20 protein-coding genes, 1 tRNA gene and 1 pseudogene are annotated in these 26,442 nt (G+C 72.1%); 13 read left to right on the plus strand and 9 right to left on the minus strand.

Annotated elements, in window-relative coordinates; translation table 11 throughout:
* Positions 1–249, minus strand: a pseudogene (locus GU5_RS14175) (sodium:alanine symporter family protein); the annotation flags it as partial.
* A 219-nt stretch (positions 250–468) separates the two neighbouring features.
* On the opposite strand from GU5_RS14175, the gene GU5_RS0105290 reads away from it, so the two are divergent.
* Entirely contained in the window at positions 469–2,790 is a 2,322-nt protein-coding gene (locus tag GU5_RS0105290; protein WP_010524537.1) for a rhamnogalacturonan lyase, read from the plus strand.
* A 105-nt stretch (positions 2,791–2,895) separates the two neighbouring features.
* Positions 2,896–3,684, plus strand: a complete 789-nt coding sequence (locus GU5_RS14180) for an MBL fold metallo-hydrolase (RefSeq protein ID WP_010524538.1) — start codon at positions 2,896–2,898, stop codon at positions 3,682–3,684.
* Between the two features lie 45 nt (positions 3,685–3,729).
* On the opposite strand, the gene GU5_RS0105300 is transcribed toward GU5_RS14180, so the two are convergent.
* The gene (locus tag GU5_RS0105300) at positions 3,730–4,731 is read right to left on the minus strand and encodes a phosphatase PAP2 family protein (protein WP_010524539.1); all 1,002 of its coding nucleotides are present in this window, start codon (positions 4,729–4,731) and stop codon (positions 3,730–3,732) included.
* Between the two features lie 235 nt (positions 4,732–4,966).
* Here GU5_RS0105300 and GU5_RS0105305 point away from each other — a divergent pair, with 235 nt between their 5' ends.
* From GU5_RS0105305 to GU5_RS0105320, 4 genes are all read left to right on the plus strand, one after another.
* Positions 4,967–6,070 (plus strand): o-succinylbenzoate synthase, encoded by a 1,104-nt coding sequence (locus GU5_RS0105305; protein ID WP_010524540.1) that lies wholly within the window; start codon positions 4,967–4,969, stop codon positions 6,068–6,070.
* Positions 6,071–6,115: 45 nt separating this feature from the next.
* Entirely contained in the window at positions 6,116–8,059 is a 1,944-nt protein-coding gene (gene menD / locus GU5_RS0105310) for a 2-succinyl-5-enolpyruvyl-6-hydroxy-3-cyclohexene-1-carboxylic-acid synthase (RefSeq protein ID WP_010524541.1), read from the plus strand.
* Positions 8,060–8,279: 220 nt separating this feature from the next.
* Positions 8,280–10,271 (plus strand): aconitate hydratase, encoded by a 1,992-nt coding sequence (locus GU5_RS0105315; protein WP_010524542.1) that lies wholly within the window; start codon positions 8,280–8,282, stop codon positions 10,269–10,271.
* A gap of 143 nt (positions 10,272–10,414) precedes the next feature.
* Entirely contained in the window at positions 10,415–12,013 is a 1,599-nt protein-coding gene (locus GU5_RS0105320) for a peptide chain release factor 3 (protein WP_010524543.1), read from the plus strand.
* Between the two features lie 40 nt (positions 12,014–12,053).
* Here the strand turns inward: GU5_RS0105320 and GU5_RS0105325 are convergent, their stop codons facing one another.
* Positions 12,054–13,424 carry an isochorismate synthase MenF gene (locus GU5_RS0105325; RefSeq protein ID WP_010524544.1) on the minus strand — a complete coding sequence of 457 codons (1,371 nt, stop codon included), beginning with the start codon at positions 13,422–13,424 and terminating at the stop codon, positions 12,054–12,056.
* A 235-nt stretch (positions 13,425–13,659) separates the two neighbouring features.
* Between GU5_RS0105325 and GU5_RS0105330 the strand changes: the two genes are divergently transcribed.
* Positions 13,660–14,334 (plus strand): demethylmenaquinone methyltransferase, encoded by a 675-nt coding sequence (locus GU5_RS0105330; RefSeq protein WP_010524545.1) that lies wholly within the window; start codon positions 13,660–13,662, stop codon positions 14,332–14,334.
* 11 nt (positions 14,335–14,345) lie between these two features.
* Positions 14,346–15,383 carry a polyprenyl synthetase family protein gene (locus tag GU5_RS0105335; RefSeq protein ID WP_010524546.1) on the plus strand — a complete coding sequence of 346 codons (1,038 nt, stop codon included), beginning with the start codon at positions 14,346–14,348 and terminating at the stop codon, positions 15,381–15,383.
* Between the two features lie 454 nt (positions 15,384–15,837).
* On the opposite strand, the gene GU5_RS0105340 is transcribed toward GU5_RS0105335, so the two are convergent.
* Both GU5_RS0105340 and GU5_RS0105345 read right to left on the minus strand, forming a co-directional pair.
* The gene (locus tag GU5_RS0105340) at positions 15,838–16,344 is read right to left on the minus strand and encodes an HIT family protein (protein ID WP_010524547.1); all 507 of its coding nucleotides are present in this window, start codon (positions 16,342–16,344) and stop codon (positions 15,838–15,840) included.
* Positions 16,341–16,769 carry a hypothetical protein gene (locus GU5_RS0105345; protein ID WP_010524548.1) on the minus strand — a complete coding sequence of 143 codons (429 nt, stop codon included), beginning with the start codon at positions 16,767–16,769 and terminating at the stop codon, positions 16,341–16,343. Before GU5_RS0105345 ends, GU5_RS0105340 begins: the two co-directional genes overlap by 4 nt.
* Positions 16,770–17,048: 279 nt before the next feature.
* Between GU5_RS0105345 and GU5_RS0105350 the strand changes: the two genes are divergently transcribed.
* On the plus strand, positions 17,049–18,473 hold the full coding sequence (locus GU5_RS0105350; RefSeq protein WP_029514035.1) for an FAD-dependent oxidoreductase: 1,425 nt from the start codon (positions 17,049–17,051) through the stop codon (positions 18,471–18,473).
* 15 nt (positions 18,474–18,488) lie between these two features.
* On the opposite strand, the gene GU5_RS0105355 is transcribed toward GU5_RS0105350, so the two are convergent.
* Positions 18,489–19,382: a M48 family metalloprotease gene (locus GU5_RS0105355; protein ID WP_010524550.1), complete on the minus strand. Its 894-nt coding sequence runs from the start codon at positions 19,380–19,382 to the stop codon at positions 18,489–18,491.
* Between the two features lie 385 nt (positions 19,383–19,767).
* Between GU5_RS0105355 and GU5_RS0105360 the strand changes: the two genes are divergently transcribed.
* Positions 19,768–21,003 carry a Na/Pi symporter gene (locus GU5_RS0105360; RefSeq protein WP_010524551.1) on the plus strand — a complete coding sequence of 412 codons (1,236 nt, stop codon included), beginning with the start codon at positions 19,768–19,770 and terminating at the stop codon, positions 21,001–21,003.
* A gap of 119 nt (positions 21,004–21,122) precedes the next feature.
* Here GU5_RS0105360 and GU5_RS0105365 read toward each other — a convergent pair whose 3' ends face one another.
* A complete protein-coding gene (locus GU5_RS0105365; RefSeq protein WP_010524552.1) occupies positions 21,123–21,611 on the minus strand; it encodes a YajQ family cyclic di-GMP-binding protein in 489 nt (162 codons plus the stop codon).
* A 175-nt stretch (positions 21,612–21,786) separates the two neighbouring features.
* Between GU5_RS0105365 and GU5_RS0105370 the strand changes: the two genes are divergently transcribed.
* Positions 21,787–23,250, plus strand: a complete 1,464-nt coding sequence (locus GU5_RS0105370) for a cobalamin-independent methionine synthase II family protein (RefSeq protein WP_010524553.1) — start codon at positions 21,787–21,789, stop codon at positions 23,248–23,250.
* 37 nt (positions 23,251–23,287) lie between these two features.
* Here GU5_RS0105370 and GU5_RS0105375 read toward each other — a convergent pair whose 3' ends face one another.
* A complete protein-coding gene (locus GU5_RS0105375; protein WP_010524554.1) occupies positions 23,288–24,712 on the minus strand; it encodes an aminotransferase class I/II-fold pyridoxal phosphate-dependent enzyme in 1,425 nt (474 codons plus the stop codon).
* A 217-nt stretch (positions 24,713–24,929) separates the two neighbouring features.
* Here GU5_RS0105375 and GU5_RS0105380 point away from each other — a divergent pair.
* Positions 24,930–25,011, plus strand: a tRNA-Tyr gene (locus tag GU5_RS0105380).
* 60 nt (positions 25,012–25,071) lie between these two features.
* Here GU5_RS0105380 and GU5_RS0105385 read toward each other — a convergent pair.
* Positions 25,072–25,818 carry a DUF4396 domain-containing protein gene (locus tag GU5_RS0105385; protein ID WP_010524555.1) on the minus strand — a complete coding sequence of 249 codons (747 nt, stop codon included), beginning with the start codon at positions 25,816–25,818 and terminating at the stop codon, positions 25,072–25,074.
* Positions 25,819–26,044: 226 nt separating this feature from the next.
* Between GU5_RS0105385 and trxA the strand changes: the two genes are divergently transcribed.
* Positions 26,045–26,442, plus strand: a 398-nt coding sequence (gene trxA, locus GU5_RS0105390; RefSeq protein ID WP_029514037.1) for a thioredoxin, incomplete at its 3' end; no start/stop codon positions are given.

Genomic DNA, 26,442 nt, shown 5'->3' on the forward strand with positions numbered 1-26,442 from the left:
GGTGCCCACGCGGGCCGAGGCGGTGATCGTGAAGGCTTGGAAGGCCGAGAGCGACCGGGTCCGTCCGGACTCGTCGCGCTGGGCCTTCTCGGTGATCGACCGGAACATGCCGGGGATGTGGCGCAGCTGCACCACACGGGTGCGGATCGTCAGGTAGATCCCGACGCCGATGATCACCCAGATGCCGAGCCAGTCCCAGGCGATGGTCTCGATGTCGCCGATGGTCGAGAGGAGGGAGTCCATAGTCATAGTGCCCGGGAGCATACCCCGAGGTCATCGCGGTCACAGAGGCTGGTCGTCCGTCTCGGCGGGAGTTCGGCGCCGGGATGAGGTGCGACGGATCGCGCCCGGACCGCACTGATGCCGCGGATCGTCCTCGCCTCTCCTTGCTCTATGAATCGTTTCACCATACAGTGATCGGTATCACATGCCATCGACGGAGATCATCGATATCCGAGGGGGACCTCCATGCAGCACCGACGACCCGCCCGCACGACCCTGCTCGCCGGAGTCTGCGCGGCCTCGCTGGCCGTCGCCGGACTCGGCGGCGGAGCCGCGGCCGCCGCTCCGCCGGGGGATCCGGCGCAGACCGCCGGCGCCGGCGGCGACGTCCAGCTCGAGGAGCTGGACCGCGGGCTGGTCGCCGTCGCCGTCGAGGACGGCGTGCACCTGAGCTGGCGGCTGCTGGGCGCGGAGTCCTCCGGCAGCACCGGCCGCGGAGTGAAGGGCCCGGCATTCCACGTGATGCGCGACGGGAAGAAGATCGCCACCGTCACCGACAGCACCGACTACCGCGACGCCGCCGGCGACGCCGAATCCACCTACACGGTGCGCCCGGTGCGCGGCGGCGGGCCCGTCGGCGAGACCGGGGTCTGGGCCGAGGGTCACCACGACGTCCCGCTGTCCAAGCCGGCCGGCGGCACCACACCGGCCGGCGAGGAGTACGGCTACACCGCCAACGACGTCAGCGTCGGCGACGTCACCGGCGACGGATCCTACGAGTATGTGGTCAAGTGGGACCCCACCAACTCCAAGGACGTCTCCCAGGTCGGCTACACCGGCCCAGTCTTCGTGGACACCTACACCGCCGACGGCGAGGTGCTGAACCGGATCGACCTGGGGCCGAACATCCGCGCCGGCGCCCACTACACCCAGTTCCTGGTGCAGGACTTCGACGACGACGGCACCAGCGAGATCATGCTCAAGACCGCTCCTGGCAGCTCCTCGGCCGCCGCCGAGGACGGCGAGCTCGGCGAATCCTCGCCCATCACCCTGCCCGCCGACGACGTCGCCGCCGGGGTCGGCCACGACGACGACCACCGGCTCAGCGCCGAGGGCTACTACGACCACCTGGTGGAGATGTTCCAGGGCTGGGACGAGCACCCCGAGGTGGTCGCCGGGAACTGGCCGGCCACGTTGGAGGAGGCCTTCGGCATCGAGCCGCGTCATGACTACCCGCTCTCGCGCAGCGCGGCGGAGGACCTCGCCGACTACTTCGTCGACGAGTACGCGCCGTCGCGCTCGGGGCGCAACGACCTGCGCAGCTTCGAGGGATTCATCCTCGACGGTCCGGAGTACCTGACCGTCTTCGACGGCGCCACCGGGGAGGAGCTCGACACCGTCGACTATGAGCCGACCCGCGGCGACGACGGACTGATGTGGGGCGACTACGCGATGTCGCGGATCGAGCCGGGCAACCGCGTCGACCGCTTCCTCTCCGGCGTCGCCTACCTGGACGGGCAGCACCCCTCGGCGATCTTCGCCCGCGGCTACTACACCCGCGCGGCGGTGGCCACCTACGACTTCGACGGTGAGGAGATCAGCACCCGCTGGCTCGCCGACTCCGGTCACGTGGCGATGGACAATCCCTTCGACGCCTCGCCGCACGGCAAGCCCGGCCGGAACGAGTCGCACGCCGAGCTCGCCGGGCAGGGCTTCCACACGCTGTCCGCCGCCGACGTCGACGACGACGGCCGCCACGAGATCGTCTACGGCGGCGCCACTCTCGACGACGACGGCTCGCTGCTCTACTCGAGCACCGCCGAGGGGCATCCTGCGAGCGCGATCGCCGGCGAGACGGCACCGCTGGGCCACGGCGACGCCCAGCACGTCGGCGACTTCGACCCGAGCCGCGACGGGCTGGAGATCTTCACCGTCCACGAAGGAAGCGAATGGGCGCCCTACGGCTACGTGATGCGCGCGGCCGAGGACGGCGAGGTGCTCTGGGGCGGCTACACCGGAGTGGACACCGGCCGCGGCATGGTCGGCGACATCGACCCGGACCGGCCCGGCTTCGAGGCCTGGACCTCCGGCTCGGACAGCCCGGATCCCACGGGCCTGTTCAGCGTCGACGGCGAGCACCTCGGCGACGAGGCGCCCTCGACGAACATGTCCATCCGCTGGAGCCCGGACATGACCACCCAGCTGATCACCGGGGCGGACACCGGCGACCGTCAGGAGACACCGGAGATCGTCGACTGGACCGACGGCACGGTGCTCTCCGCCGAGGGCACGCTGACGAACAATCACACCAAGGGCAACCCGGGACTGGTGGCCGACGTCCTCGGAGACTGGCGCGAGGAGATGATCGTGCGCACCGAGGACTCCTCGGCGCTGCGGATCCACACCAGCACCGAGGACTCCGACCGGCGGCTCTACACGCTGATGCACGATCCGCAGTACCGGGCCGGGGTGGCGCGTCAGCAGACCTCCTACAACCAGCCGGCCTACACCAGCTTCCACCTGGGTGCGGACATCGACTGGAAGCAGGTGCCGCCGGCGTCGGAGTGATCGGCGTCCTCGGGCGGATCCTCGGCTCGCCGACGGCGCCGCCTGCGGTCTGCGGCGGATCGGAGGCACAATGAGGTCACCCGCTCGGTGAGGAAGGTGATCCGCATGTCCGGCGACGACGCCGCATCCGCAGAAGCTCCCGTGTTCGTCCGGCTGAGCGACCATGTGTTCATGGCCGCCGTCGACGGAGTCGCCCCGCTGAACGTCGGGCTGGTCGTCGGCGAGGATCATGCCGTGCTGGTCGACCCCGGCCCCGCCGACGGCGACGTCGAGCCGCTGCTGGAGGCCGTCGCCGCGATCACCGAGGCGCCGCTGACGGTGGTCTGCACCCACGGGCACGCCGACCACACCGGGGCGGTGCCGGCGCTGGCCGCCCGCGGGGCGGAGATCGTCGCCCATCGCGACGCCGGCGTGGCGGAGGCGACCCGCACCCTCGCCGACGAACCGCTGCGCCTGGACCTGGGCGGCGTCGTCGTCCACGTCGAGCACCTCGGCCGCGGACACACCGACGCGGACCTGGTGATCGGCGTCGCCGGGGGAGAGGGAGTCGGCGACGCCGCGGGCGAGGAGGTTCCGGGCGTGCTGTTCTGCGGCGACCTGGTGCGCGAGGGCACCGACCCGCGGTTCCGCGACTCCTATCCGCAGGACTGGGTGCGCACGCTGGGGCGGATCCGCGCGGCGGCCGGCGAGGACGCGATCGTCGTGCCGGGCCATGGGCGACCCGTGGACGCCGAGTTCGTCGCCGCGATGCGTCGTCGCATGCAGCAGGGCCACCAGCTCTCCCGCGAGGCGATCCGCGAGGCCGTCGGGGATGCCACCAAGGCGATCCCGATCATCCCCTATGGTCCGGAGGAGTCCCGGGAGCTGATCACCCGGATGCGCTCGGGACACTGACCCGGGCGCCGCCGCTCGAGGCCGGGGAAGGTGCTCAGGCGGCGCTCAGGCCTCGTAGAGGTGCCCGAACTGCGGCGGCACCTGGTATCCCTGCTGCGTCGTGCGCAGCGGCTCGCCGGGGCCGCGCCGTCCCGTCTCGGCGTCGAAGAAGCTGATCCCGGCGCCGCAGAGCAGCATCCCCGGGCCCACCGGGAGCAGCGTGCCGGCCACCCAGTGCCAGCCGCTGGGGTCCTCGGCGGCCTGCCGGACCGCGTCCCAGCCGCCGGCGAAGACCAGGGCGAGCAGCGCCGCTCCGGTGAGGATGATCCCCAGGAACCAGGCCATTCCCGCCCCGGCGCCCACCGGCGTGTGCTGCTCGGTGGTGAGCGTGTTCCAGGACTCGCCCAGCCGCATCACCAGCCAGCCGCCCAGGAGCCCCCAGATCGCGACCACCAGATAGGCGGCGATGATGTCGGAGGCGAAGTGCCCGGTCAGGAAGATCGCGGCACCGGAGACGACGGCGAGCAGCCCGGTGAACAGCCCGACGATCGGACGTTGCCTCGGGCCGACCACCAGGAAGACGGCGACGGCCGCTCCGGCGGCGAGCGTGGCGTGGCCCGAGGGGAAGGAGGTCACGTCCGGCGCCCACCACCATTCGTGCATGGCGGCGTTCGACATCGGCATCCCCTCCGGCTCGTGGCGGACGAGCAGCGCCTTCATCGCCTGGGTGGTGACGTTCGCTCCCAGGAACGTGACCAGGGCGATCCCCGCGGCGGCGAAGCGGCGGCGCACCAGCACGGTGATCACGAAGATCAGCCCGGCGAGCGCCAGCACCGCCAGCGGCACCGAGCTGAGCATGTCGAAGAGCGTGGACTCCTGCATCGGCCCGACGGTGATGGAGGTGTAGCGCGATTCCAGCAGCGCCTGCTCCAGCCAGCGTCCGTCCGTCGAGCGCAGGAAGAACTCGTGCACGGCCAGCAGGGCGAGGGCGCAGACGACGACGCCGGCGGCCCAGAGCCAGGTGCGGCGCGCCGGCGTGCGCGGGCGGGGGATGTGCGCGTCGGACATGCTCTCAGTATCTCAGCTCCGCTCCGCGGGGAGACTGATCGGCGGCGCCTCGCGGGTCGCCTCCTGCGTCTCGTGCGCTTCCCCTCCGCGCTGAGTGGCCATGTGTGACGAGATCTCCGCCGACGAGACCGATCACACCGCGCGAGATGCCGTCAGAGATGACCACTCGATGAGATGGGCGGCAGGGTGAGCGGGCGTGCCGACGGGGCGGCCGGTGACGTCCTAGACTCGGGCCATGTCCGAGATTCCGCCGCTGCCCGGATCCGCCGCGGACGATCGGCTCGCCCTGCCGCCCGTCGAGGAGCTGCTCGCCTCCGCCGTCGCCGTCGAGCTGCCGATGCGCACCCGCTTCCGCGGACAGATCGTGCGCGAGGCGATGCTGCTGCGCGGTCCGTCCGGCTGGGCCGAGTTCGCGCCCTTCGCCGAGTACGAGCCGCCGGAGACCGCCGCCTGGCTGGCCGCCGCCGTCGAGGCCGGATGGTGCGGGCTCGGCGTCGTCGGCCGGCGCCGGATCCCGATCAACGCGACCATGCCGGCCGTCGGCCCCGAGCGGGTCGAGGCGGTGCTGCGCGGCTTCGGCGACCTGGACCGCATCCCGGCGGTGAAGGTGAAGGTCGCCGAGCCCGGCGAGAGCCTCGACGACGACGTCGCCCGCCTCGCCGAGGTGCGGCGCCTGGTGCCGCGGGCCATGCTGCGCGCCGACGCCAACGGTGCCTGGACCCATGAACAGGCGCTGGCCGGCGCCGAGGCGCTCGCCGACGTCGCCGGCGATCGGCTCGAGTACCTGGAGCAGCCGGTCGCCGGCATCGAGCCGCTCGCGGAGCTGCGCGAGGCGCTGCACCATCGTGGAGCCTCGGTGCCGATCGCCGCCGACGAGGCCGTGCGCAAGGCCGAGGACCCGCTGCGGGCCGCCCGGCTCGGCGCGGCCGACCTCATCGTGGTCAAAGTCGCCCCGCTCGGCGGGGTCGAGCGCGCGCTGGCCGTGGTGGCCGCCGCCGGCCTGGAGGCGGTGGTGTCCTCCGCGCTGGACACCTCGATCGGACTCACCGCGGGGCTCGCTCTGGCCTCGCGGCTGGAGACCGAGCGGGCCTGCGGGCTGGGCACCGCCGCGCTGCTGGCCTCCGACGTCGTCGCCGATCCGCTGATCCCCGCCGACGGCGGCCTGTACGTCCCGCACGACGCCGGCGGCGAGGCGCACGAGGGCGAGGCGGCGCCCGCCCTCGTGCGCGCTCCGGCCCCGGACGAGCGTCTGCTCGCCGCCCACCGGCTCGACGCCGCCGGTCAGGCGCGCTGGCGCCGTCGGCTGCAGGCCGCGCACGCCAGCCTGGCCGGCGGCTGATCCGGGAGCGGTGCGAACAGCGGAGGCGGACATAGGATTGGGGCCATGGATTCCTCCCGGCGGCCGTTCCGCGAATTCGACGACTCCCAGGACGCGGTCTCGCTGCGGCTGGCCCGTCGGGTGATCCGCGGGCTGAGCCTGAGCATGCGGCACGTGGTCCTCGCTCCGGGGTCCCGCTCGGCGCCGCTGGCCTACGCGCTCGCCGAGGCCGAGGAGCTGGGCGCGCTGCGGGTGCACGTGCGCATCGACGAGCGGTCGGCGGCCTTCACCGCCCTGGGCATCGCCATGGACTCGGGCTCCCCGGCCGGAGTGGTCACCACCTCCGGCACGGCGACCGGCAACCTGCTGCCGGCGATGATGGAGGCCGACCTGGCCGGAGTCCCGCTGGTCGCGATCACCGCGGACCGGCCCGAGGAGCTGCACGGCACCGGGGCGAACCAGACCACCGTCCAGCAGGGGATGTTCGCGTCCCGGGTGCGCGACGAGATCCATCTGGAGCAGTCCGAGACCCGCCTGGAGCCCGAGTCCCGCGATGACATGCTCTCCGCCGAGACGCAGGTCGCGCTGCTGATGCGCCAGGCCGTCGAGACCCGAGGGAGCGGACCGGGGCCGGTGCATCTGAACATCGGCTTCGCCGACCCGCTGGTGCCGCAGGTCGTCGACGGCGTCGCCGACCCCGCCCAGCAGCGCTGGGCCCGCCGCCCGATCCTCGACGAGGCCCAGCGGCGGCGGATGCACCGCGACGCCGGCCGGCCGCTCGAGCAGCTGCACAGCCATGAGCTGCTCGGCCGCCTCGGCGAGGAGGAGCGGCAGGCCGCCCGGGAGCAGATCCGTCGCGGCCTGGCCGCCGCGCAGCAGCTCGACGTCGAGGTGCCCGGCGCAGTCGTGATGGGGCACGATGCCCCGTCCGAAGCCTTCACTCTGGCCGCCGAGCTCGGCCAGCCGGTGCTCGCCGAGCCGACCAGCGGCGCCTTCGACGAGCGCACCGCCGCCGTCGACGGGGCCGTGCCCGCCCATCGGATGCTGCTGCAGGCCCCGCCGAGCTCCCCGGCCGGCTGGCTGGCGCGCCGGATCCGCCGTGTCGTCGTCGCCGGCCGGCCGACGTTGTCGCGGCCGGTGCAGCAGCTGCTGCGTCGCGCCGACGTCGAGGTCGTCCAGTACGCGCCGGCGCCCCTGCCCTGGAGCGACGAGCGGCTGCCGCGCCGGGCCGAGGCCGATCTCGAGGCGGTGCGGCGGTTCCTCGGCCGCGCGCCGCAGGACTGGCGCGACGCCTGGATGGCCGCCGGCACGACGGCGTGGGAGTCGATGCGCGCGAGCCTCGAGGCCGAGCCGCGGCTGACCTCGGTGCGCACCGCGGCCGCCGTCGCCGAAGGGGTGCGCACCCCGCTGCTGCTGGGGTCGTCGTCGGTGATCCGCGACGTCGACCTGGCCGCGGATCTCAGCGGAGTCCTGGTCGGCTCCCAGGGCATGGAGCCGGGCGCCGCCGCGTCGGACGCGTCCTCGGGGCGCGGGCCGATCCGCGCGATGCGCGGACTGTCGGGCATCGACGGCAACGTCTCCGCCGCCTCCGGGATCGCGATCGCCCGCGACCGGCGGGTCACCGCGCTGGTCGGGGACCTGACCTTCCTGCACGACCTGAACGCGCTGCTGATCCCGGCCGGGGAGCAGGCTCCGAGCGTGGACGTGGTGGTGGTCAACGACGGCGGCGGGGCGATCTTCGACCAGCTCGAGCACGGCGAGGTCGGGCGCCGGCCCGGGCGGGCGGCGCGCGTCGAGCGGCTCTTCGGCACCCCGCAGGCGGCTGACCTGCAGCAGCTGGCCGCCGGCCACGGCGTCGAGCACCGCCTGGTCGAGGATCTCGATCAGCTCGCCGCCGCCCTGGCCCACCCCGACGACCGGCTCGGCCTGCGCGTCATCGAAGTCCGCACCGATCGGAGCGGGCTGCGGGATCTGCACGCGCGGCTGGCCGCCGTCGTCGCGGAGGGATGAACGGGCGGACTCGACCGGCCGTCGCGCCATCGAGTGGGCGATGTGTCGAGGTTTCAACGCGAATACCGCGTCGAGACCTCGACACATCGCCCACTCGATGCAGAGGGCCGCGGTCCTCGTCGCCGGAGGTCAGGACGCCGGACCTTGCCTCCGCCGCCGGGTGCCCGACATGCTCGATGCAGGACGTCCGCACCCGAGACGCACACCGTGGAGGTCACGCATGCCCCTGTCAGACCTCGATCACTCCGCCGGCGCCACGCCGCGGACCGTCGCGCAGAAGCTCCTCGCCGACCACCTGGTCGGCGGCCGGATGGAGCCCGGCGAGGAGATCGCCGTCGGCATCGACCAGACGCTGACCCAGGATGCCACCGGCACACTGGTGATGCTCGAGCTCGAGGCCCTCGGCCTGGACCGGGTGCGCACCGAGCACTCGGTGCAGTACGTCGACCACAACCTGCTGCAGACCGACGAGAAGAACCCCGAGGACCATCTCTTCCTGCAGTCGGCCGCCCGCCGCTACGGTCTCTGGTTCTCCCCGGCGGGCAACGGCGTCTCCCACCCGGTCCATCAGGCGCACTTCGGCCGCCCCGGGGCGACGATGGTCGGCTCCGACTCGCACACCTGCGCCGCCGGGGCGATGGGCATGCTGGCGATCGGCGTCGGAGGCCTGGAGGTCGCGATGGCCATGGCCGGCGACCCGCTGTACGTGTCCATGCCCGAGATCTGGGGCGTGGAGCTCACCGGCGAGCTGCCGGACTGGACCTCGGCTAAGGACGTGATCCTGGAGATGCTGCGGCGCCACGGGGTCAAGGGCGGCTCCGGGCGCATCATCGAGTACCACGGCGAGGGTCTGCGCTCGCTGACCGCGATGGACCGCCATGTCATCGCCAACATGGGCGCCGAGCTGGGGGCGACCACCAGCGTCTTCCCCGCGGACGACGAGGTCCGCCGCTTCCTCGCCGAACGCGGCCGCGAAGATCAGTTCACCCCGCTGGTCGCCGACGACGGCGCGACCTACGACGTCACCGAGCACATCGACCTCTCCAGCCTCGAGCCGCTGATCGCCGCGCCGTCGTCGCCGGGGAACGTCATCCCGGTCCGCGAGGTCGCCGGCGAGGAGGTCCACCAGGTCGTCGTGGGCTCGTCGGCGAACCCAGGGCTGCGCGACTTCGCCGTCGTCGCCGAGATCCTGCGCGGCCGGCACGTCGACCAGCGCATCTCGCTGGACATCAACCCCACCTCCCGGGAGATCCTCTCCGACATGGTCCGCGGCGGCTGGCTGATGGATCTCATCTCCTCGGGCGGCCGCATCCACCAGTCCGGCTGCATGGGCTGCATCGGCATGGGCCAGGCTCCGGCGGTGGGCCGCAACAGCCTGCGCACCATGCCGCGGAACTTCCCCGGACGCTCCGGCACCGACGAGGACTCGGTCTGGCTGTGCTCGCCGGAGACGGCGGCGGCCTCGGCGCTGACCGGCCGCATCACCGATCCCCGCCTGCTGGAGCAGGACCTGGGGACGTCCTGCCCGGTGCCGCGGATGCCCGAGGACCCGAAGGTCGACCCGGACATGCTCATCGCTCCGCTGCCGCCCGAGGAGGCCCGCGAGGTCGAGCTGGTCAAAGGCAGCAACATCAGTACGCTGCCGGAGTTCGACCCGCTGCCCGACGCGCTGGACGTGCCGGTGCTGCTGAAGGTGGGCGACGACATCTCCACCGACGAGATCATGCCCGCCGGCTCCCGCGTGCTGCCCTACCGCAGCAACATTCCCAAGATCAGCGAGTTCGTCTACATCCAGGTCGACGACACCTACCCGGACCGCGCCTGGGCCGCCGAGGGCGGGCACGCGATCGTCGGCGGCGAGAACTACGGGCAGGGCTCCTCCCGCGAGCACGCGGTGATCGCCCCGCGGCATCTGGGGCTGCGCGTGGTGGTGGCGAAGTCCTTCGCCCGCATCCACTGGCAGAACCTGGCGAACTTCGGGGTCCTGGCCCTGGAGTGCGACGACGCCGCATACCAGGCCGTCTCGCAGGGCGGGACGCTGCGGCTGCGCGGCATCCACGACGCGCTGCGCGCCGGCGCCGAGGTGCCGGCCGCCGTGGTCGGCGACGATGGCGAGCAGGAGGTCACGCTGCACCACCGGCTCTCCGCGCGGCAGGTGGAGATGGTCCTCGCCGGAGGGCGGATCGCCCAGCGCGCCGCCGCGGAAGGGTGAGCCCGCGGAGTCGGACAGGAGGCCCTGCCCGCGCAGTCCTCCCGCCGCTGGGACAGACTCGGACGCTGGGGTAGGTTTCCCGGGGCGGTGCTCGTCCCCGGGCACGCCGCACCGCAGCACCCGTCCCGACGATCAGGAGCGACATGCCGGCCGACCAGCACACGGAGCACCCCGCCGATCCGGCCCAGGAGGCCGCTCGGCGTCGGACCTTCGCGATCATCAGTCATCCAGACGCCGGCAAATCCACGCTCACCGAGTCGCTGGCCCTGCACTGCGGCGCCGTGCAGGAGGCCGGCCATATCCACGGCAAGGGGAACCGCGGCAGCACGGTCTCCGACTGGATGTCCATGGAGCAGGAGCGCGGGATCTCGGTGACCTCGGCGTCGATGCAGCTGGAGCACCGCGGGACGGTCCTCAACCTGCTGGACACTCCCGGACACAGCGACTTCTCCGAGGACACCTATCGCGTGCTCGCCGCCGTCGATGCCGCGGTCATGCTGGTCGATGCGGCCAAGGGGCTCGAGCCGCAGACCATGAAGCTCTTCGCCGTCTGCCGGCATCGGGGCATCCCCATCATCACGGTGATCAACAAATGGGATCGTCCGGGCCGCGAGGCACTGGAACTGATGGACGAGATCCGCGAGCAGACCGGGCTGGAGCCCACGCCGCTGACCTGGCCGGTCGGCATCGCCGGGGACTTCGGCGGGTTCCTGGATCGGGGCAGCGGTGAGCTGGTCACCGTCGAGCCCTCCGCCGGCGGCCGACACCTCGCCCGCGAGCAGATCCACACCCCGGACGAGGCCGCGCAGGCCGACGTCGACGGCTGGGAGCAGGCCGTCGAGGAGTCCGAGCTGCTGTCGGCCTCCGGGGCGGATCCGGATCAGGAGACGTTCCTGGAGGGGATCACCTCCCCGGTGCTCTTCGCCGCGGCGGTGCGCCACATCGGTGTCCCGCGCATCCTCGACGCCCTCGTCGATCTGGCCCCGTCGCCGTCGCCCCGTCCCGACCTCGCCGGGCGGGAGCGGGCGCTGGACGAGCCGTTCAGCGCGTTCACCTTCAAAGTGCAGGCCGGCATGGACCCGGCCCACCGGGACCGGCTGGCCTTCATCCGCGTCTGCTCCGGCGTCTTCCGGCGCGGCATGACGGCGACGACGGCCCGGACCGGCAAACCCTTCGCGATGAAGTATGCGCACCTGTCCTTCGGGCGCGACAGAGATCTCACCGATCTGGCGTATCCCGGCGACGTCGTGGGCCTGGTCAACGCCTCGGCACTGACCATCGGCGACACGCTCTATGAGGAGCCTCCGGTGGAGTTCCCCGGCCTGCCGCGCTTCGCGCCGGAGCACTTCGCGCTGGTCTCGCCTGCGGACCGCGGGCGGACCAAGCAGTTCCGCCGCGGGATCGATCAGCTCGAGTCCGAGGGCGTGGTCCAGGTGCTGCGCTCGGAGGTGCGCGGCCAGGAGGTCCCTGTGCTGGCGGCCGTCGGCACGATGCAGTTCGACGTCGTCGAGCACCGGCTGGCCCATGAATTCCGGGCCGCTCCGCGCTGGGAGACGCTGCACTACTCCGTCGCGAGGCGCACCGACGAAGAGTCCGCCGGCTCCCTGGAGGCGCTGCCGGGCGTGGAGGTGCTGCGACGCGGCGACGGCGAGCTGCTCGCCCTCTTCCGCGACCGCTGGCACGTGCGTGGGGTGGAGCGGACGCGCGAAGGACTCACCCTGGAGCCGCTCGTCGCCGCCTGAGCGCGGAGCAGGGGACGAGGCCGGTCGGTGCGGGTCGTGCTCAGTCCTCGACGCCGAGCACGCCGAGCATCGGGCGCAGCTTCGCCCGGGTCTCGGCCAGTTCGGACTCCGGATCCGAGCCGGCGACGATCCCGCAGCCGGCGAAGAGCCGCACGCTGCGGTCGTCGTCGTCCAGCAGCCCGCCGCGCAGCGCGATGCCGACGTCGGCGTTGCCGTGCGCGTCGATCCAGCCGACGGGCCCGGTGAACGGGCCGCGGTCCAGCTGCTCCAGCGCGGCGATGAGCTCGGCGGCGGTGGCCGTCGGGGTCCCGCAGATCGCCGCGGTGGGATGGGCGCGCTCGGCCACGGTCAGCGCCGGCGGCAGCGTGCCGTCGGCGGTGCGGCTCAGCCGGCCGGTGACGTCGGTGGAGAGATGGTGGACGTTGGGCAGCGCGAGCACCGCCGGCGGGTTCTGCGCGCTGATCAGCTCGACCACCGGGGCCAGCTGGGCCAGCAGCGACTGCACCGCGATCTCATGCTCGCTGCGCTGCTTGACGTCCTCGAGCAGCTGCACGCGCGCCTCGTCGGCGGAGAGCGAGCCGTCCACGGTGCCGGCCAGCACTCGCGCGGCCAGGTCGCGGCCGCGGACGGTGACCAGCATCTCCGGGGTGGTGCCCAGCAGGTCGCCGGCCAGGTAGGTCCAGCAGTCGGTGTAGTCGCGCGCCAGCCCGGCGAGGATCGTGCCGCGCGGCATCGGAGCCTCAGCCTCGACGACGGCGTCGCGGCCGAGGACCAGCTTCTCCAGCCGGCGCTCCTCGATGGCTTCCACGCCCGCGGCGACGGCGTCGAGGTAGTGCTCGGTCGGATGCGCCCCGGCGCGCAGTCGCGTGGCGGGGAACTCCGACCGCGCGTCGTCGGCCGCACGGCCCGCCTCCGCGGCGGGGGCCAGCGTCCCGTCGTGGCCCAGCACCAGCCCGTGCCGAGCCAGGACGGTCGTCACGTCACCGCCGCCTCCGCCGTCCCGACCCTCCTCGGCGTCGTCGGTCTCCGGCGTGGTCACGGTGACCCAGGTGCGCCCGGCGACGTCGCCGAGGATCACCTCCGGCAGCGTCAGGTGGGATGCGTGGGCGGAGTCCGAGGAGTAGGTCACCGAGGTGAAGACCGTCGGGCCGCAGCCGGGGATCTGCTCGAGCGCGGCCGGTCGCGGCGCCTCGTCGACGACGGCGCGGCGCTCCTCCCACCAGCGGGCGAGCTCGACGAAGCGCTGCGAGCCGGATGCGGTCGCACCGTCGGCGACGCCCAGTCCGACGATGCCCTCGCTGCGGCGGATCCAGCAGGCGGTCGGGGTCAGCAGCGGCAGCAGGTCGGGCAGGCGGAGGCCGTCGGGGAGGGTGACCTCCCGGACGACGGAGTGCAGCGGCGGGGCTTCCATGGCGGGGAAAGTCTATCGCCGTCGTCGGTCTCGTCGCGCACCGGCTGTGAGGCCCGCCGCGACCCCGACGTCGACCGCCGGCGACGCCATCCCCACGGGCGCGCGTCGATTCTGGGACAATGCTGGCGTGACCAGCTCATCGCATTCTGCAGCGCAGGACCCCCGGCCGGACACGCGGCGTGCGCGGCGCGGTCGCCGGGCCGATCTCGACAAGCGTCCCGAGGACGTCGCCTCGATGTTCGACCAGGTCGCCGAGCGCTACGACCTGACCAACGACGTGCTCTCGCTCGGGCAGACCCGGCTGTGGCGCCGTCGTCTGGTCCAGGCGCTGGACGTGCGGCCCGGCGAACGGGTCCTCGACCTCGCCGCCGGCACCGGCACCTCCTCGGAGCCCTTCGCCGACGCCGGCGCCGAGACGGTGGCCTGCGACTTCTCCGAAGGCATGCTCGCCGTCGGTCGACGGCGCCGGCCCGACATCGAGTTCGTCCACGGCGACGCGACGGCCCTGCCCTTCGCCGACGCCTCCTTCGACGCGGTGACGATCTCCTTCGGGCTGCGCAACGTGGTCGACACCGAGGCCGCGCTGGCGGAGATGCACCGAGTGACCCGCCCCGGCGGCCGACTGGCGGTCATGGAGTTCTCCGACCCGAGCCTCGCCCCGTTCCGCACGGTCTACCTGGAGTACCTGATGCGCGCGCTGCCCTCGGTGGCCCGGCGGGTCTCCTCGAATCCGGAGGCCTATGTGTATCTGGCCGAGTCCATCCGCGCCTGGCCCGACCAGGACGAGCTGGCGGCGCTGATCGTCGACGCCGGCTGGGAGTCGGTGCGGTACCGGAATCTGACCGGCGGCATCGTCGCCATCCACCACGCGCGCCGGCCGGCCGCGCCGGCCGCGCCCGACGCCCGATAGGCTGGACGGCGATGAACCACTCCGCAGCCGACTCCCTGTCGCTCAGCCTCCCGCCGGGCTTCGAGACGCTCGCCGACGACGACCGTCTGGCCCCCGCGATCTCCGAGGCGCTGAGCTCCGTGGAGGAGCAGCTGCTCGCAGCGCTCTCCAGCGACGACGAGCTGGCCGACACCTCCTCGCGCTACCTCGCCGAAGCCGGCGGCAAGCGGATCCGTCCGCTGCTGACCATCCTGACCTCGCTGCTCGGCGAGGGGCCCGACGACAGCGTCCGTCGCGCCGCGGCGGTCATGGAGATGATCCACCTGGCCACGCTCTACCACGACGACGTGATGGACTCTGCTCCAGTGCGCCGCGGGGCCCCGGCCGCGCACGAGGTCTGGGGAAACTCCGTGGCGATCCTCACCGGCGACCTGATCCTCTCCCGCGCCTCGCGGATGATGTCCGAGCTCGACCTGGAAGGGTCGCAGGTCCAGGCGCGGACCTTCGAGCGGCTGGTCATGGGCCAGCTGCACGAGACCGTCGGCCCGCGCGGGGGCGAGGACGCCTACGACCACTACCTGCAGGTCATCGCCGACAAGACCGGCTCGCTCGTCGCCGCGGCCGCGCGGCTGGGAGGACACTACGGCGGCTGCACCGCCGAGACCACCGCGCTGCTGGAGACCTACGGGGAGGCGGTCGGCGTGGCCTTCCAACTCGCCGACGACGTCATCGACCTGACCTCCGACGCCGAGGCCTCCGGCAAGACGCCGGGAACCGACCTGCGCGAGGGGGTGCCCACCCTGCCGGTGCTGCTGCTGCGCGCCGCCGCGGCCGACGGCGACGCCGCCGCGGTCGAGGCGCTGGCGCTGGTCGACGGCGACCTGACCGGCGACGACGCCCTGGCCGCCGCCGTCGCCGCCGTCGTCGCCCATCCGGCCACCGAGCGGGCCTGGGAGATCGCCCACGACTGGTCCCGTCGTGCGGCCGAGGCGCTGACCGACCTGCCGGAGTCGACGATCAAGTCGGCCCTGCTGGCCTTCGCCGACGCGGTGGTCGACCGCGAGGGCTGAATCTCTCGACCTCTATCGGTGGCATCTGTGGTCACCGGGGCGCGCCGCCGGCGAAGCGTCGCACACCTTCGCTCCGGCTGGCGCCGTCGCCACAAGGAATCCGTGCGCCGCTTCGCCGGCGGCGCGCCCAGACCTGCGGCTCAGTCGGAGTGCCGAGGGCAGTCCGCGACTCCCTCCCGGTTATCGCAGGGCATTGAGATGTCGTTGCCCTATTGCCCTGCGATATCTCAGAGCCCTGCGATACGTCGACTGAGCACCTGGGTGCGGCGGCTGGGAGGTTGCTCACGTCATGGCACCTTGGGGTGATCTGTCAGCAGGCGGTGCGGACGGCACGCGCCTCGTGGATCCCTCGTGGCGACGGCGAAGCCGGAGCGAAGGTGCGAGGCGGGTGCCGGACGCGCCGCAGGCAACCAGCCGCGAGCCCCGGAGCCACCCGCGACGGGCGAGACGAGAGTCAGCGAGAGCCGAGCACCTGGTCCAGGGCCTCCCGCAGCTGGACGGCCTTCTCCGCGCGCACGTCGACGGGGACGGGATGGCGCAGCTGGCGGTAGAGCATGTCGTCGCTGTACCGCGGGAAGACGTGCAGGTGGTAGTGCCAGACGTGCTGGTTGCCGGCGGGCTCGTTGTGCTGGCGGACGGAGGTGCCCTCCGGGTTCCAGGCCAGCTTCATCGCCAGGGCGACGTCGCGCTGCATGGCCCCGATCCGGGCCAGCAGGTGGTCGTCGAGGTCGTAGAGCGCCTCGCGATGGGCCACCGGGGTGATCATCGCATGGCCCTCGTGCGGGCCGAATCCGTCGCAGGCCATGAAGACCAGCAGCTCGTCGTCCTGGTGGACCAGGTCGCTCAGCTCGCAGCGGTTGTCGCCGGTCTCGACGTCGCCGCGGGCCAGGCCGCAGAACGGGCAGGCGTAGTCGGGCGGTTCATGGGAGGCATGCAGCGTGGACGGATCGACCACGCTCACTCCTCCTCGAAGGAGAAGTCCAGCAGGTCCAGGATGAACTCGCCGACGGTGGCGTCCTCGTCGTGCCAGGCGCCGGTGGAGTTGGCGCGCCGACGGACCAGCGGATCCGGGACGTCCAGCGTGTCGGCGGGGATGCCCCAGACGAACTGCTCCTCCTCGTCCTCCAGGAAGAGCAGGTGGCCGTCCTCGACGACGAGCTCGTCGGGGTCGAAGAAGAAGCAGTGGGCCTCCATGAGCTCCTCGCAGCGGCCCACCGCCCGGTAGAACTCCTCGAGAGCCAGCGGCACGGAGGTGCCGGAGGGCAGCCCTGCGGCGGCCAGCTGGTCGGCCAGCTCCTCGGCGGTGTAGCCCTCCTGCGGGGTCCACCGATCGTCGAGGTGCTTGGCCACCAGGCCCTTGTACTTCTCCAGGAGCATCTCCGCCATGGCGCCAGTCTAATCGGCGGAGGCCCGAGGACGCGCGGAACCCTCGGCGCCCGGCCTCCTGCGACGCCCGTCCCGGGGCCGCGGGACGGACGATGTGCCGTGAGATCCGTCATGTCGACCCCCGTGGGGAACAGGGTTCCGGGCGGCGGGCGTTGTGCAATACGGCATACTGTTCTGAGGTAATCGAGCAGGCGACGGCGGCGCGATCCCCGCGACGACGCCGCCCGCGGTCGCGCGACGTCGCGTCCCACGGCCGTGCACGGAAAGGACGTCCCCGAAGTGACAGATCAGACTCCCCAGCGCCCCGTCCGCGTCGCCGTCGTCGGGGCAGGACCCGCCGGCGTGTACGCATCGGACATCCTGGCCAAGTCGCAGAAGAAGAGCGACATCCCGGTCAGCATCGACCTCTTCGACCGGTACCCGGCGCCGTTCGGCCTCATCCGCTACGGCGTCGCGCCGGACCACCCGCGCATCAAGGGGATCGTCAAGGCGCTGCACAAGGTCATGGACCGCGGCGACATCCGGCTGCTGGGCAACGTGGAGATCGGCGTCGACCTCACCTTGGAGGACCTGCGGCGCCATTACGACGCCGTGGTCTTCGCCACCGGCGCGATCCGCGACGCCTCGCTGGACATCCCGGGCATCGACCTGGAGGGCTCCTTCGGCGCGGCCGACTTCGTCTCCTGGTACGACGGCCACCCGGACTACCCGCGCGACTGGCCGCTGGAGGCCGAGCAGATCGCGGTGATCGGCAACGGCAACGTCTCCCTGGACGTCGCCCGCATGCTCGCCAAGCACCCCGAGGATCTGCTGACCACCGAGATCCCGGAGACCGTCCATCGGCAGCTCGAGGACTCCCCGGCGCGCGACGTGCACATCTTCGGTCGCCGCGGCCCCGCGCAGGTGAAGTTCACCCCGCTGGAGCTGCGCGAGCTCTCCCACGCGCCGGGGGTGGACATCGTCCTCGACGAGGAGGACTTCGAGTTCGACGAGGCCTCCGACGAGGCGATCAAGTCGAACAACCAGGTCAAGACCATGGTGAACACGCTGACCAACTGGCTGGTCGAGCAGGAGGAGCGGACCGAGGAGGCCTCGCGGAAGCTGCACCTGCACTTCCTGCACCAGCCGGTCGAGATCCTCGAGGGCACCGATGCGCAGGGTCGCGGCACCGGCCGCGTGGCCGGCATCCGCTTCGAGCGCATGGAGCTCGACGGCTCCGGCGGCGTCCGGGGCACCGGGCAGTTCCTCGACTACCCGGTCCAGGCCGTCTACCGCGCCGTCGGCTACTACGGCACCGAGGTGCCGGGCATCCCGTTCGACGCCCGGCGCGGGGTGATCACCAACGAGGCCGGCCGCGTGCTGGACGAGTCCGGCGAGCACATCCCCGGCACCTACGCCACCGGCTGGATCAAGCGCGGTCCCGTCGGACTCATCGGCCACACCAAGGGCGACGCGCTGGAGACCATCGGCTGCCTGCTCGAGGACGTCCACCAGCTGCCCGCCGCCGAGGAGCCCGACGAGGCGTCGGTCCTCGAGCTGCTCGACTCCCGCGGGGTGGAGTACACCACCTGGGAGGGCTGGCTGAAGCTCGACGGGCACGAGGTCTCCCTCGGCGAACAGGCGACGGCGCAGGGTCCGGTGGAGCGTGAGCGGGTCAAGGTCGTGCCCCGCGAGGAGATGGTCCGCATCTCGCGCCAGGGCTGACGCGGCCGGGAGGGCTCAGCCCTGCGGCGGGCCTGAGGTCATCTGCTCCAGCCGCGAGATGCGCTCGTCCATCGGCGGGTGCGTGGAGAAGAGCTGCTTGGCCTTCGGGCCGAACGGGTTGGCGATCATCATGTGCGCATGCGCGTCGTGCTTGGGGTCCTCGCGCATCGGCTCGGCGCTGATGCCCCCGTGGAGCTTGCGCAGCGCCGAGGCCAGCGCCAGCGGGTCGCCGCTGAGCTCGGCGCCGTCGGCGTCGGCGTCGTACTCCCGGGTGCGGCTGATCGCCATCTGGATGAGGCTGGCGGCGATCGGCATGAGGATCACCGCGGCGATCGCGCCGATCAGCGCCAGCGGGTTGCCGCCCTGGTTGTTCCCGCCGCGGCCCAGACCGCCGCCGAAGAGCAGGAAGAACTGGCTGATCGTGGTCAGGAAGCCGGCGACGGCGGCCGCGACCGAGGAGATCAGGATGTCGCGGTTGTAGACGTGCATCAGCTCGTGGCCGGTGACCCCGCGCAGCTCCCGGGGGCTGAGCAGGTTCAGGATGCCCTCGGTGAAGCAGACGACGCCGTTCTCCGGATTGCGTCCGGTGGCGAAGGCGTTGGGCGTCGGCTGCGGGGCGATGAAGATGCGCGGGACCGGCTGCTGGGCGCGCTGGGCGAGCTCCTCGACCATCTCGTACAGCGCCGGGGCCTGTTCACGGCTGACCGGGTAGGCCTTCATCGCCCGCAGGGCGAGCTTGTCGGAGTTCCAGTACGAGTAGGCCACCGAGCCCACGCCGATGAGGCCGAAGATGAGCAGGAAGCTGGGGCTGCTGGTGAAGTAGGCCAGCAGTGCGCCGATGAGCAGCAGCAGGGCGAAGAGGAAGGCCAGCAGGCCTGCCGTGCGGAGCCGTCCGTGGTGCTGGTGCATGCGCTCTCCTGTCCGATGACGTGCGGGGGAGGGGCGCCGTCGTCGGGATCGCCCCGTCGGTGTTCATGCTATCCGTCCTGAGTGCTCGTCCGCTGACGATGCAGGTCTCGACGAGGTCGCATGTCATCCTCGTCATGTGTGTCAGGAGTGTCCGAGCGCGGGGCGCCCCGAGTGGGTGTGAGGGATTCCACAGCGCGCGTCACGCGCGGGTGGAGGGGCGTTCACCCGGAGTTTACCTCGGCGTGTGACTCTCAAGGGGCAAGGGATGCGCAGTGTTGTCCGTCGCGTCACCCACATCACCGAATGTTCACCGGTGAATGAGCGGGCGGCGGGACCTGCGTCCGGCAGAGGCCCGGAGGGTCTCGGCTCACGCTGAGGAGAAACGATGTCCGCACCGGCCGCCCCGGCACCGGAGAAGGTCACGACTGGAGTCTACGAGGCTCCTGTCACCCGTCCCATCACCCCCTTCGAGCGCCTCGGCCTCTCCGGTCGGGCGCTGAGCACCGCCAACTGGCTCGGCGTCGTCGCCGCGGTCTACGTGCTGATCACCGCCGTCCATGTGATCGGCGACGGCTTCGGGATCGCCACCGGCGGGCACGCCGCGACGCTCTTCGACTTCGCCACCAACCCGCTGGTCGCCATGATGGTCGGCGTCGCCGCGACGGTGCTGACGCAGTCCTCCTCGACGACCACCTCGGTCACCGTCGGGCTGGTCGCCGGCGGGCTGCCGCTGTCCATCGCGATCCCAGTCATCCTCGGCGCCAATCTGGGCACCACGCTGACCAACACGCTGGTCAGCCTCGGCATGGCCCGGGACAAGGCGGCCTTCCGCCGCGGCTTCGCCGCCGCGACGATCCACGACTTCTTCAACCTCCTCGCCGTGGCGATCTTCCTGCCGCTGGAGATCGCCTTCGGGCTGCTGGAGAACCTCGCCACCTCGCTGGCAGGCCCGCTCTCGGGCACCGACGGCGGCCCTCTGGCGGCGATCTTCGGCGGAGTCGGCTCGGTCATCAAGGGGGCGACCACTCCGCTGGCCGACGGCATCACCGCCTCGCTGGGCTGGCTGCCGCCGGTCTGGCAGGGGCTGCTGATGATCGGCATCGCCGTCGCGCTCATCCTGCTGGTCATCAACCTCATCGGCCGGCTGCTGAAGGTGCTGATGGTCGGCAGGGCGCGGGCCGTGCTGCACGCGGCGATGGGCCGCGGGCCGCTGGCCGGCATCGGCTCCGGCGCACTGATGACCATCATGGTCCAGTCCTCATCGACGTCGACGGCACTGATGGTTCCGCTGGCCGGCTCCGGGACGCTGAGTCTGCGCCAGATCTATCCCTTCACCCTCGGGGCGAACATCGGCACCACGGTCACCGCGCTGATCGCGGCCTTCGCCTTCGACGGCCCGGAGGCGAAGGTGGCGCTGATCGCCGCGCTGGCCCACCTGCTGTTCAACGTGCTGGCCACCGCACTGATCTTCGGCATCCCGGGGCTGCGCGAGCTCCCGCTGCGCGCGGCGAGCCGTCTGGCCGACATCGCCGCGGAGAAGAAGCTCTATGCCGCCGGCTGGGTCGTCGGCATCTTCGTGGTGCTGCCGCTGGGTCTGATCGCGGTGAGCGCGATCGTCTGACCGGCCCGACCATCGACATGACAGCGGCGCCCTGCTCCACCTCGGAGCGGGGCGCCGCTGTCATGTCGCCGGCACGAGGCGGGCTCGGCCGCCGGTCCGTCGACGGACCCGAGTGCGGGTCAGCGCATGTTGATGAACTGCAGCGCGGCGTCGTCGAAGTCCTTCAGCAGCGTGATGACCTCCTGCAGGTCGTCGCGGGACTTGGACGTCACGCGCAGCTCGTCGCCCTGGATGGTGGCCTTGACCGACTTCGGACCCTCGTCGCGGATGATCTTGGTGATCTTCTTCGCCGTGGGCTGGTCGATGCCCTCCTTGATGGTCCCCTCGATCCGGTGCTCCTTGCCGGAGGCGTAGGGCTCGCCGGCGTCGAAGGACTTCAGCGAGATGCCGCGCTTGATGAGCTTGGAGTCGAAGACGTCCTTGGCGGCCTTGGCCCGCTCCTCGGCGTTCGCGCGGATGAGGATCGTCGAGCCGGAGAAGTCGATCCCCGCGTCGGTGCCGCGGAAGTCGTAGCGCTGCGAGATCTCCTTCTGCGCCTGGTGCAGCGCGTTGGAGACCTCCTGCTTGTCCACCTGGGAGACGATGTCGAAGCTGGATTCCTTGGCCATGAGCGTCCTCCTGCTCGAGACGGTGTCGTGAGTCGTCGTCGAGTCTATCGGCCGCCGTCATATCCGTCCGAGGTCGATCGAGCCGCCTTATGATGCTCAGTGAAGACATGAACATATCGTCGGTCGACGCGGCTCCGCGGCGGCCGACGACGGACATGTCGTCCACGCAGCGTGCATGCGAAGCCTCGCGCCCCTTCTCGGGGCACCGCTGCGGACCTGCTCTGCACCGACCAGGCGCCCCGAGCCGGCCCCGAGTCCGCGACGGGCCGCGGACGGCGCCGCGCCGGCGGGTCCGCACCGGGGAGTCCGCGGCTCGCCGGAGCGGGCCCTCCGTCCGACTCAGGAAGGAGAGGCCGCATGCCTCACAGCACCACCGCATCCAGCACCCCCGCCCAGCACGCCGTCCAGCACTCTGCAGGACCCGACGCGGCAGATCCTCGTCTCCCACGCCGGCTCGCTGCCGCGCACCGACGAGCTGATCGCCGCCAACGCCGCCCGCGAGTTCGCCGAGGACGGGCTGACGCTGCAGCGCACCGCGGACTTCGACCGCCGGCTCTCCGCGGCCGTCGTCGACCTCGTCGCCCGGCAGAAGGCCGCCGGCGTCACCGTCCCGGGCGACGGCGAGTACGGCAAGGCGATGACCTCGGCGGTGGACTACGGGGCCTGGTGGTCGTACATCTTCCAGCGCGTCTCCGGCCTGGAGGTCACCGGCGAGGACATCTTCAGCCAGCCGCACGTCGAGTCGTCCCCGGGCGACGTGCGACTGACCAGCTTCCCGAACCGTCGCGACTGGGTCGCCTTCCGCGAGGCCTACAGCGACCCCGAGGCCGGCATCGGCACCGGATCGCATGCGACGCCGTTCCCGGCGACCACCGGTCCGCTGGCCTACACCGGCCACGAGGCGATCGCCTCCGACGTCGCGAACCTGCGCCGCGCCCTGGACGAGGCCGGCCTGGAGACCGGCTTCATGACCTCGCTCTCGCCGGGCTCGGCCGCACGGATCGCCGATCGCCACTACGGCGACGAGAAGGAGCACCTCTTCGCCTGGGCGGAGGTCATGCGCGAGGAGTACCGGGCCATCACCGACGCCGGGCTCATCGTGCAGATCGACGACCCTTCCATCGCGGAGAACTGGGACCAGATCTCGCCGGAGCCCAGCGTGGAGGACTACCGGGCCTTCACCCAGCTGCGCGTCGACGCGCTGAACCATGCCCTGCGCGGGCTGCCGCGGGACCAGATCCGCTTCCACCTGTGCTGGGGCTCCTGGCACGGACCGCACACCACCGACATCGAGTTCCGGCACATCGTCGACCTCATGCTGCAGATCGACGCGACCTATTACTCCTTCGAGGCGGCCAACGTCCGCCACGAGCACGAGTGCACCGTCTGGGACGACGTCGAGCTGCCGGCGGGCAAGGTGATCGTGCCGGGAATCGTCTCGCACGCGACCAACGTGGTCGAGCACCCGGAGCTGGTCGCCCAGCGGATCGAGCGCTTCGCCGAGCGGGTCGGGAAGGAGAACGTCATCGCCTCGACCGACTGCGGCCTGGGCGGACGCCTCCACCCGCAGATCGCCGAGGCCAAGCTGCGCAGCCTCGCCGACGGTGCTCAGATCGCCACGCGGCGGCTCTTCGGCTGAGCCCGGCCCCGGCGGACGGCCGGGACTCGGCGCCGGCTCAGGCGAAGGTGGCGTCCTCCAGCGAGCCGGCGGCCGCTCCGGCGACGGTGGCGGCCAGCTCGTCGAGCCGCGCCGGGTCCTCGGGCAGTTGTGCGGTCGACAGCCGCAGCAGCCCGGTCGACTGCGGGGTGACGAGGCAGGAACGTCCGACGTCGACGACGATCCCGCGGGCCCCGAGCGCCAGGGCCGCTGACTGCTCGTCGTCGACCTCGACCCAGATCGCCCAGCTGCCCGGCCCCGAGCGTGCGGTCAGACCGGCTCGGGAGAAGCTCTCCAGGGCCAGCTCCCGACGGGCGGCATAGTGCTTCCGCGCCGAGGCGAGCCGGTGGGAGACCACCGGGTCACGCAGCTGGTGGGCCAGCGCGTGCTGCAGGATCCGGCTGGTGGAGGCCACCCCGCCCGAGCGGCGAGCGATGCACCGGCGGATCAGCTCGTCGTCGCCGGCGAGCACGGAGCTGCGCAGGTCCATGCCGAAGGCGCGCTCGAAGCCGATCGCCCGCAGCGTCCGGTGGGGGAAGAGCGCCTCCAGCGACGGGGCGGCCTCGCCGTCGTCGGCCAGCGGGCCCAGCGGGTCGTCCTCGATGATCGTGACCTCCGGGGCCGCGGCCAGCAGCGGCTCCAGCGCCATGGCGCGCTCGGCGGTGAGCCGGTGGCGGTCGGAGAACGCCCCGGAGGGGGAGAGGACGACGGCGACCGCGCCCTGCTCCAGGCCCGCGGACAGCGCCTCCGGCAGCGGGCCCTGCTCGTCCACGGCGACGCCGACCGGGGCGAGGCCCATGCCGCGCAGCACGCCCAGATATCCCGGCGAGGCCGGTTCCTCGACGGCGACCACCGGCTCGGCGCCTGCGGCGGTGCGCAGCCCGACGCCGGCCTCGGCGGCGTGCTCGGCGCTGGTGGCCCCGGCGGCGACGTCGACGGCGGCCCGCGTGGCCAGCCACAGCGCCTCGGTGCCGGAGCTGACCGCGGCATAGCTCCGCGGCTGGTCGGGCAGACGCTCCGCCAGCTGCTCGGCCAGCTGGTCGACGACGTGCTCGCGGCTCCAGGCGTGGATGCCCGGCCGGTGGACCGCCTGGGTCAGCGCATCCTCCAGCGGCGGGACGAGCTGCGGATCCGGACTGTGGCGCAGCAGGTCCACCGCGTGCCAGCCGGGGAAGTTCTCCGCCGTCGGGCCGTGGCCCTCGATCACTCGCGTGCCGCCGCGCCGTCGGGTCTCGACGAGACCGCCCTCGCGCAGCAGCGCCCAGGCCTGGGCGATGGTGCCGACGCTGACGCCGACCTCGGTGGCGACGTCGCGGACCGTCGGCAGACGCGTGCCGGCCTCCAGGGTGCCGTCGACGATGAGCTCGCGCACCTGCTCGGCGATCCCCGCCGGGCTGTGCTCGGTCAGCGAACGGGCGAGGGAGGCGGCGTCGACGTCGGCCACGGGAGCTCCTGGAGATGGCGGCGAGGGGCGGATGACTGCGCATCCAGCCTACTGCGCGGCGGCAGGCGCGACCGAGTCGGAGCCGAGCACGCCCGCCCGGAGCGGAGCTCGACGAGGGTGAGCAGATGCACACCCGCCCTCGATTGGCAGGAGCCCCGGATCGTCCGCTAAAGTGGTGGGGTGCTCGGCCGGACGGGGTCCGATCGAGCAGCTGCATGGCAGATTACCCGAGCGGCCAAAGGGGGCTGACTGTAAATCAGCTGGCATTGCCTTCGTGGGTTCGAATCCCTCATCTGCCACCCCTGAGACGAAGGGCCCGGACCGGTTGGTCCGGGCCCTTCGTCGTGTGTGGGGCGGGCTCACATCTTCTCCTTGGTCCCCCGACGGATGAGCCACCAGTTCATCGGGTACGTCGCCGCGAAGCCGCACCACATGGCCAGCTGCATGGTGAACCAGAAGACGGGAGAGTCGGCCTGCGGCATCACGCCCAGCCACGGCCGGTAGACGACGAACATCGCCACGGCCATGAAGCTGTACATGCCGACCTGCCAGGCGACCAGCGAGAGCGCATCGGCCTTCACCGCCTCGCGCAGAGCGTCGCGGATCCCAAGTCGCCGCATGGGCGCGATGGCGAAGTACTGGAAGACGATGCCGAGGGCGAAGGCGCACAGGAAGTCCAGCACCCAGGTCGCGAACATCGGCTCGGCGAAGAGCCCGGGGTGGCCGAACGCCACGAGGATCCCCGGGACCAGGAAGGCCAGCGTCTCGGCAACGACGTCGCCCAGCGCGCACCCCGATCCGCAGTGCAGCGCCCCCTTGGCGACGGCCACCGGCATCGGTGGCTCGCCGTGCCCGTGGCGCCCTCGGCGCTCGTGGCGTCCCCTGCCGTGTCCGGCGTGCTCGGCGGATGCCGACGGAGAGGTCCGGGCGAAGCGCGCATAGAACCAGGCCAGCGGCGGCCCGCCGAAGAGTCCGCAGATCGGCCAGACCAGGCGCATGATCGGCATCGGCGGAGGGCGTCGGGCGACGTCGAGGGCGAGCCACATCGCGCAGGCGACTCCCAGCGCCAGCGACGCGGCGGCGAGCAGATCGAGCCAGACGGGCATGGGGCCTCCTGCGGTGTCGTCGTGCCATCGCCCCGGGCGGTCGAAGTGCCGCCCCACCGCAGTCTCACCCGGAAGGGGGTCGGACGTCACCCGGCCGGTTCCGGCAGCGGGTCGGCGAGGGGCGCCGTCGGTCGGTGCTCGAGTCGGTCTCCAGCCCGTCTCCAGCGAGCTTTCGCCGGTCGCTTAAGCGCCCACAGCGCCGCCATGGTCGCGTAGGGTGGCCGCCATGGCTACCACCGAACTGACCACGGCAGGCTTCCAGCAGACGCTGGAGGACAACGAGATCCTGCTGATCGATTTCTGGGCCGACTGGTGCGGTCCCTGCAAGCAGTTCGCCCCCGTCTACGAGGAAGTCTCCGAGCAGCACCCGGACGTGACCTTCGGCAAGGTCGACACCGAGGCCGAGCAGGAGCTCGCGGCGGCGGCGAACATCTCCTCCATCCCGACGCTGATGGCCTTCCGCGAGAAGGTCCTGGTCTTCTCCCAGGCCGGCGCGCTGAACGCCGAGCAGCTCAACGAGGTCATCACTGCGGTCAAGGGCCTGGACATGGAGGAGGTCCACCGCCAGATCGCCGAGGACCAGGCGGAGGCCGAGGCCGCGGACTCCGGCGAGGCCGCGGAGGG

The sequence above is a fragment of the Nesterenkonia sp. F genome (assembly GCF_000220985.1).
Lineage (GTDB): Bacteria > Actinomycetota > Actinomycetes > Actinomycetales > Micrococcaceae > Nesterenkonia.

Bases quoted from the DNA above. Each gene is read 5' to 3' on its own strand.
- GU5_RS0105290 (WP_010524537.1), top strand. From the start codon at position 469: ATGCAGCACCGACGACCCGCCCGCACGACCCTGCTCGCCGGAGTCTGC.
- GU5_RS14180 (WP_010524538.1), top strand. From the start codon at position 2,896: ATGTCCGGCGACGACGCCGCATCCGCAGAAGCTCCCGTGTTCGTCCGG.
- GU5_RS0105300 (WP_010524539.1), bottom strand. From the start codon at position 4,731: ATGTCCGACGCGCACATCCCCCGCCCGCGCACGCCGGCGCGCCGCACC.
- GU5_RS0105305 (WP_010524540.1), top strand. From the start codon at position 4,967: ATGTCCGAGATTCCGCCGCTGCCCGGATCCGCCGCGGACGATCGGCTC.
- menD (WP_010524541.1), top strand. From the start codon at position 6,116: ATGGATTCCTCCCGGCGGCCGTTCCGCGAATTCGACGACTCCCAGGAC.
- GU5_RS0105315 (WP_010524542.1), top strand. From the start codon at position 8,280: ATGCCCCTGTCAGACCTCGATCACTCCGCCGGCGCCACGCCGCGGACC.
- GU5_RS0105320 (WP_010524543.1), top strand. From the start codon at position 10,415: ATGCCGGCCGACCAGCACACGGAGCACCCCGCCGATCCGGCCCAGGAG.
- GU5_RS0105325 (WP_010524544.1), bottom strand. From the start codon at position 13,424: ATGGAAGCCCCGCCGCTGCACTCCGTCGTCCGGGAGGTCACCCTCCCC.
- GU5_RS0105330 (WP_010524545.1), top strand. From the start codon at position 13,660: ATGTTCGACCAGGTCGCCGAGCGCTACGACCTGACCAACGACGTGCTC.
- GU5_RS0105335 (WP_010524546.1), top strand. From the start codon at position 14,346: ATGAACCACTCCGCAGCCGACTCCCTGTCGCTCAGCCTCCCGCCGGGC.
- GU5_RS0105345 (WP_010524548.1), bottom strand. From the start codon at position 16,769: ATGGCGGAGATGCTCCTGGAGAAGTACAAGGGCCTGGTGGCCAAGCAC.
- GU5_RS0105355 (WP_010524550.1), bottom strand. From the start codon at position 19,382: ATGCACCAGCACCACGGACGGCTCCGCACGGCAGGCCTGCTGGCCTTC.
- GU5_RS0105360 (WP_010524551.1), top strand. From the start codon at position 19,768: ATGTCCGCACCGGCCGCCCCGGCACCGGAGAAGGTCACGACTGGAGTC.
- GU5_RS0105365 (WP_010524552.1), bottom strand. From the start codon at position 21,611: ATGGCCAAGGAATCCAGCTTCGACATCGTCTCCCAGGTGGACAAGCAG.
- GU5_RS0105370 (WP_010524553.1), top strand. From the start codon at position 21,787: ATGCGAAGCCTCGCGCCCCTTCTCGGGGCACCGCTGCGGACCTGCTCT.
- GU5_RS0105385 (WP_010524555.1), bottom strand. From the start codon at position 25,818: ATGCCCGTCTGGCTCGATCTGCTCGCCGCCGCGTCGCTGGCGCTGGGA.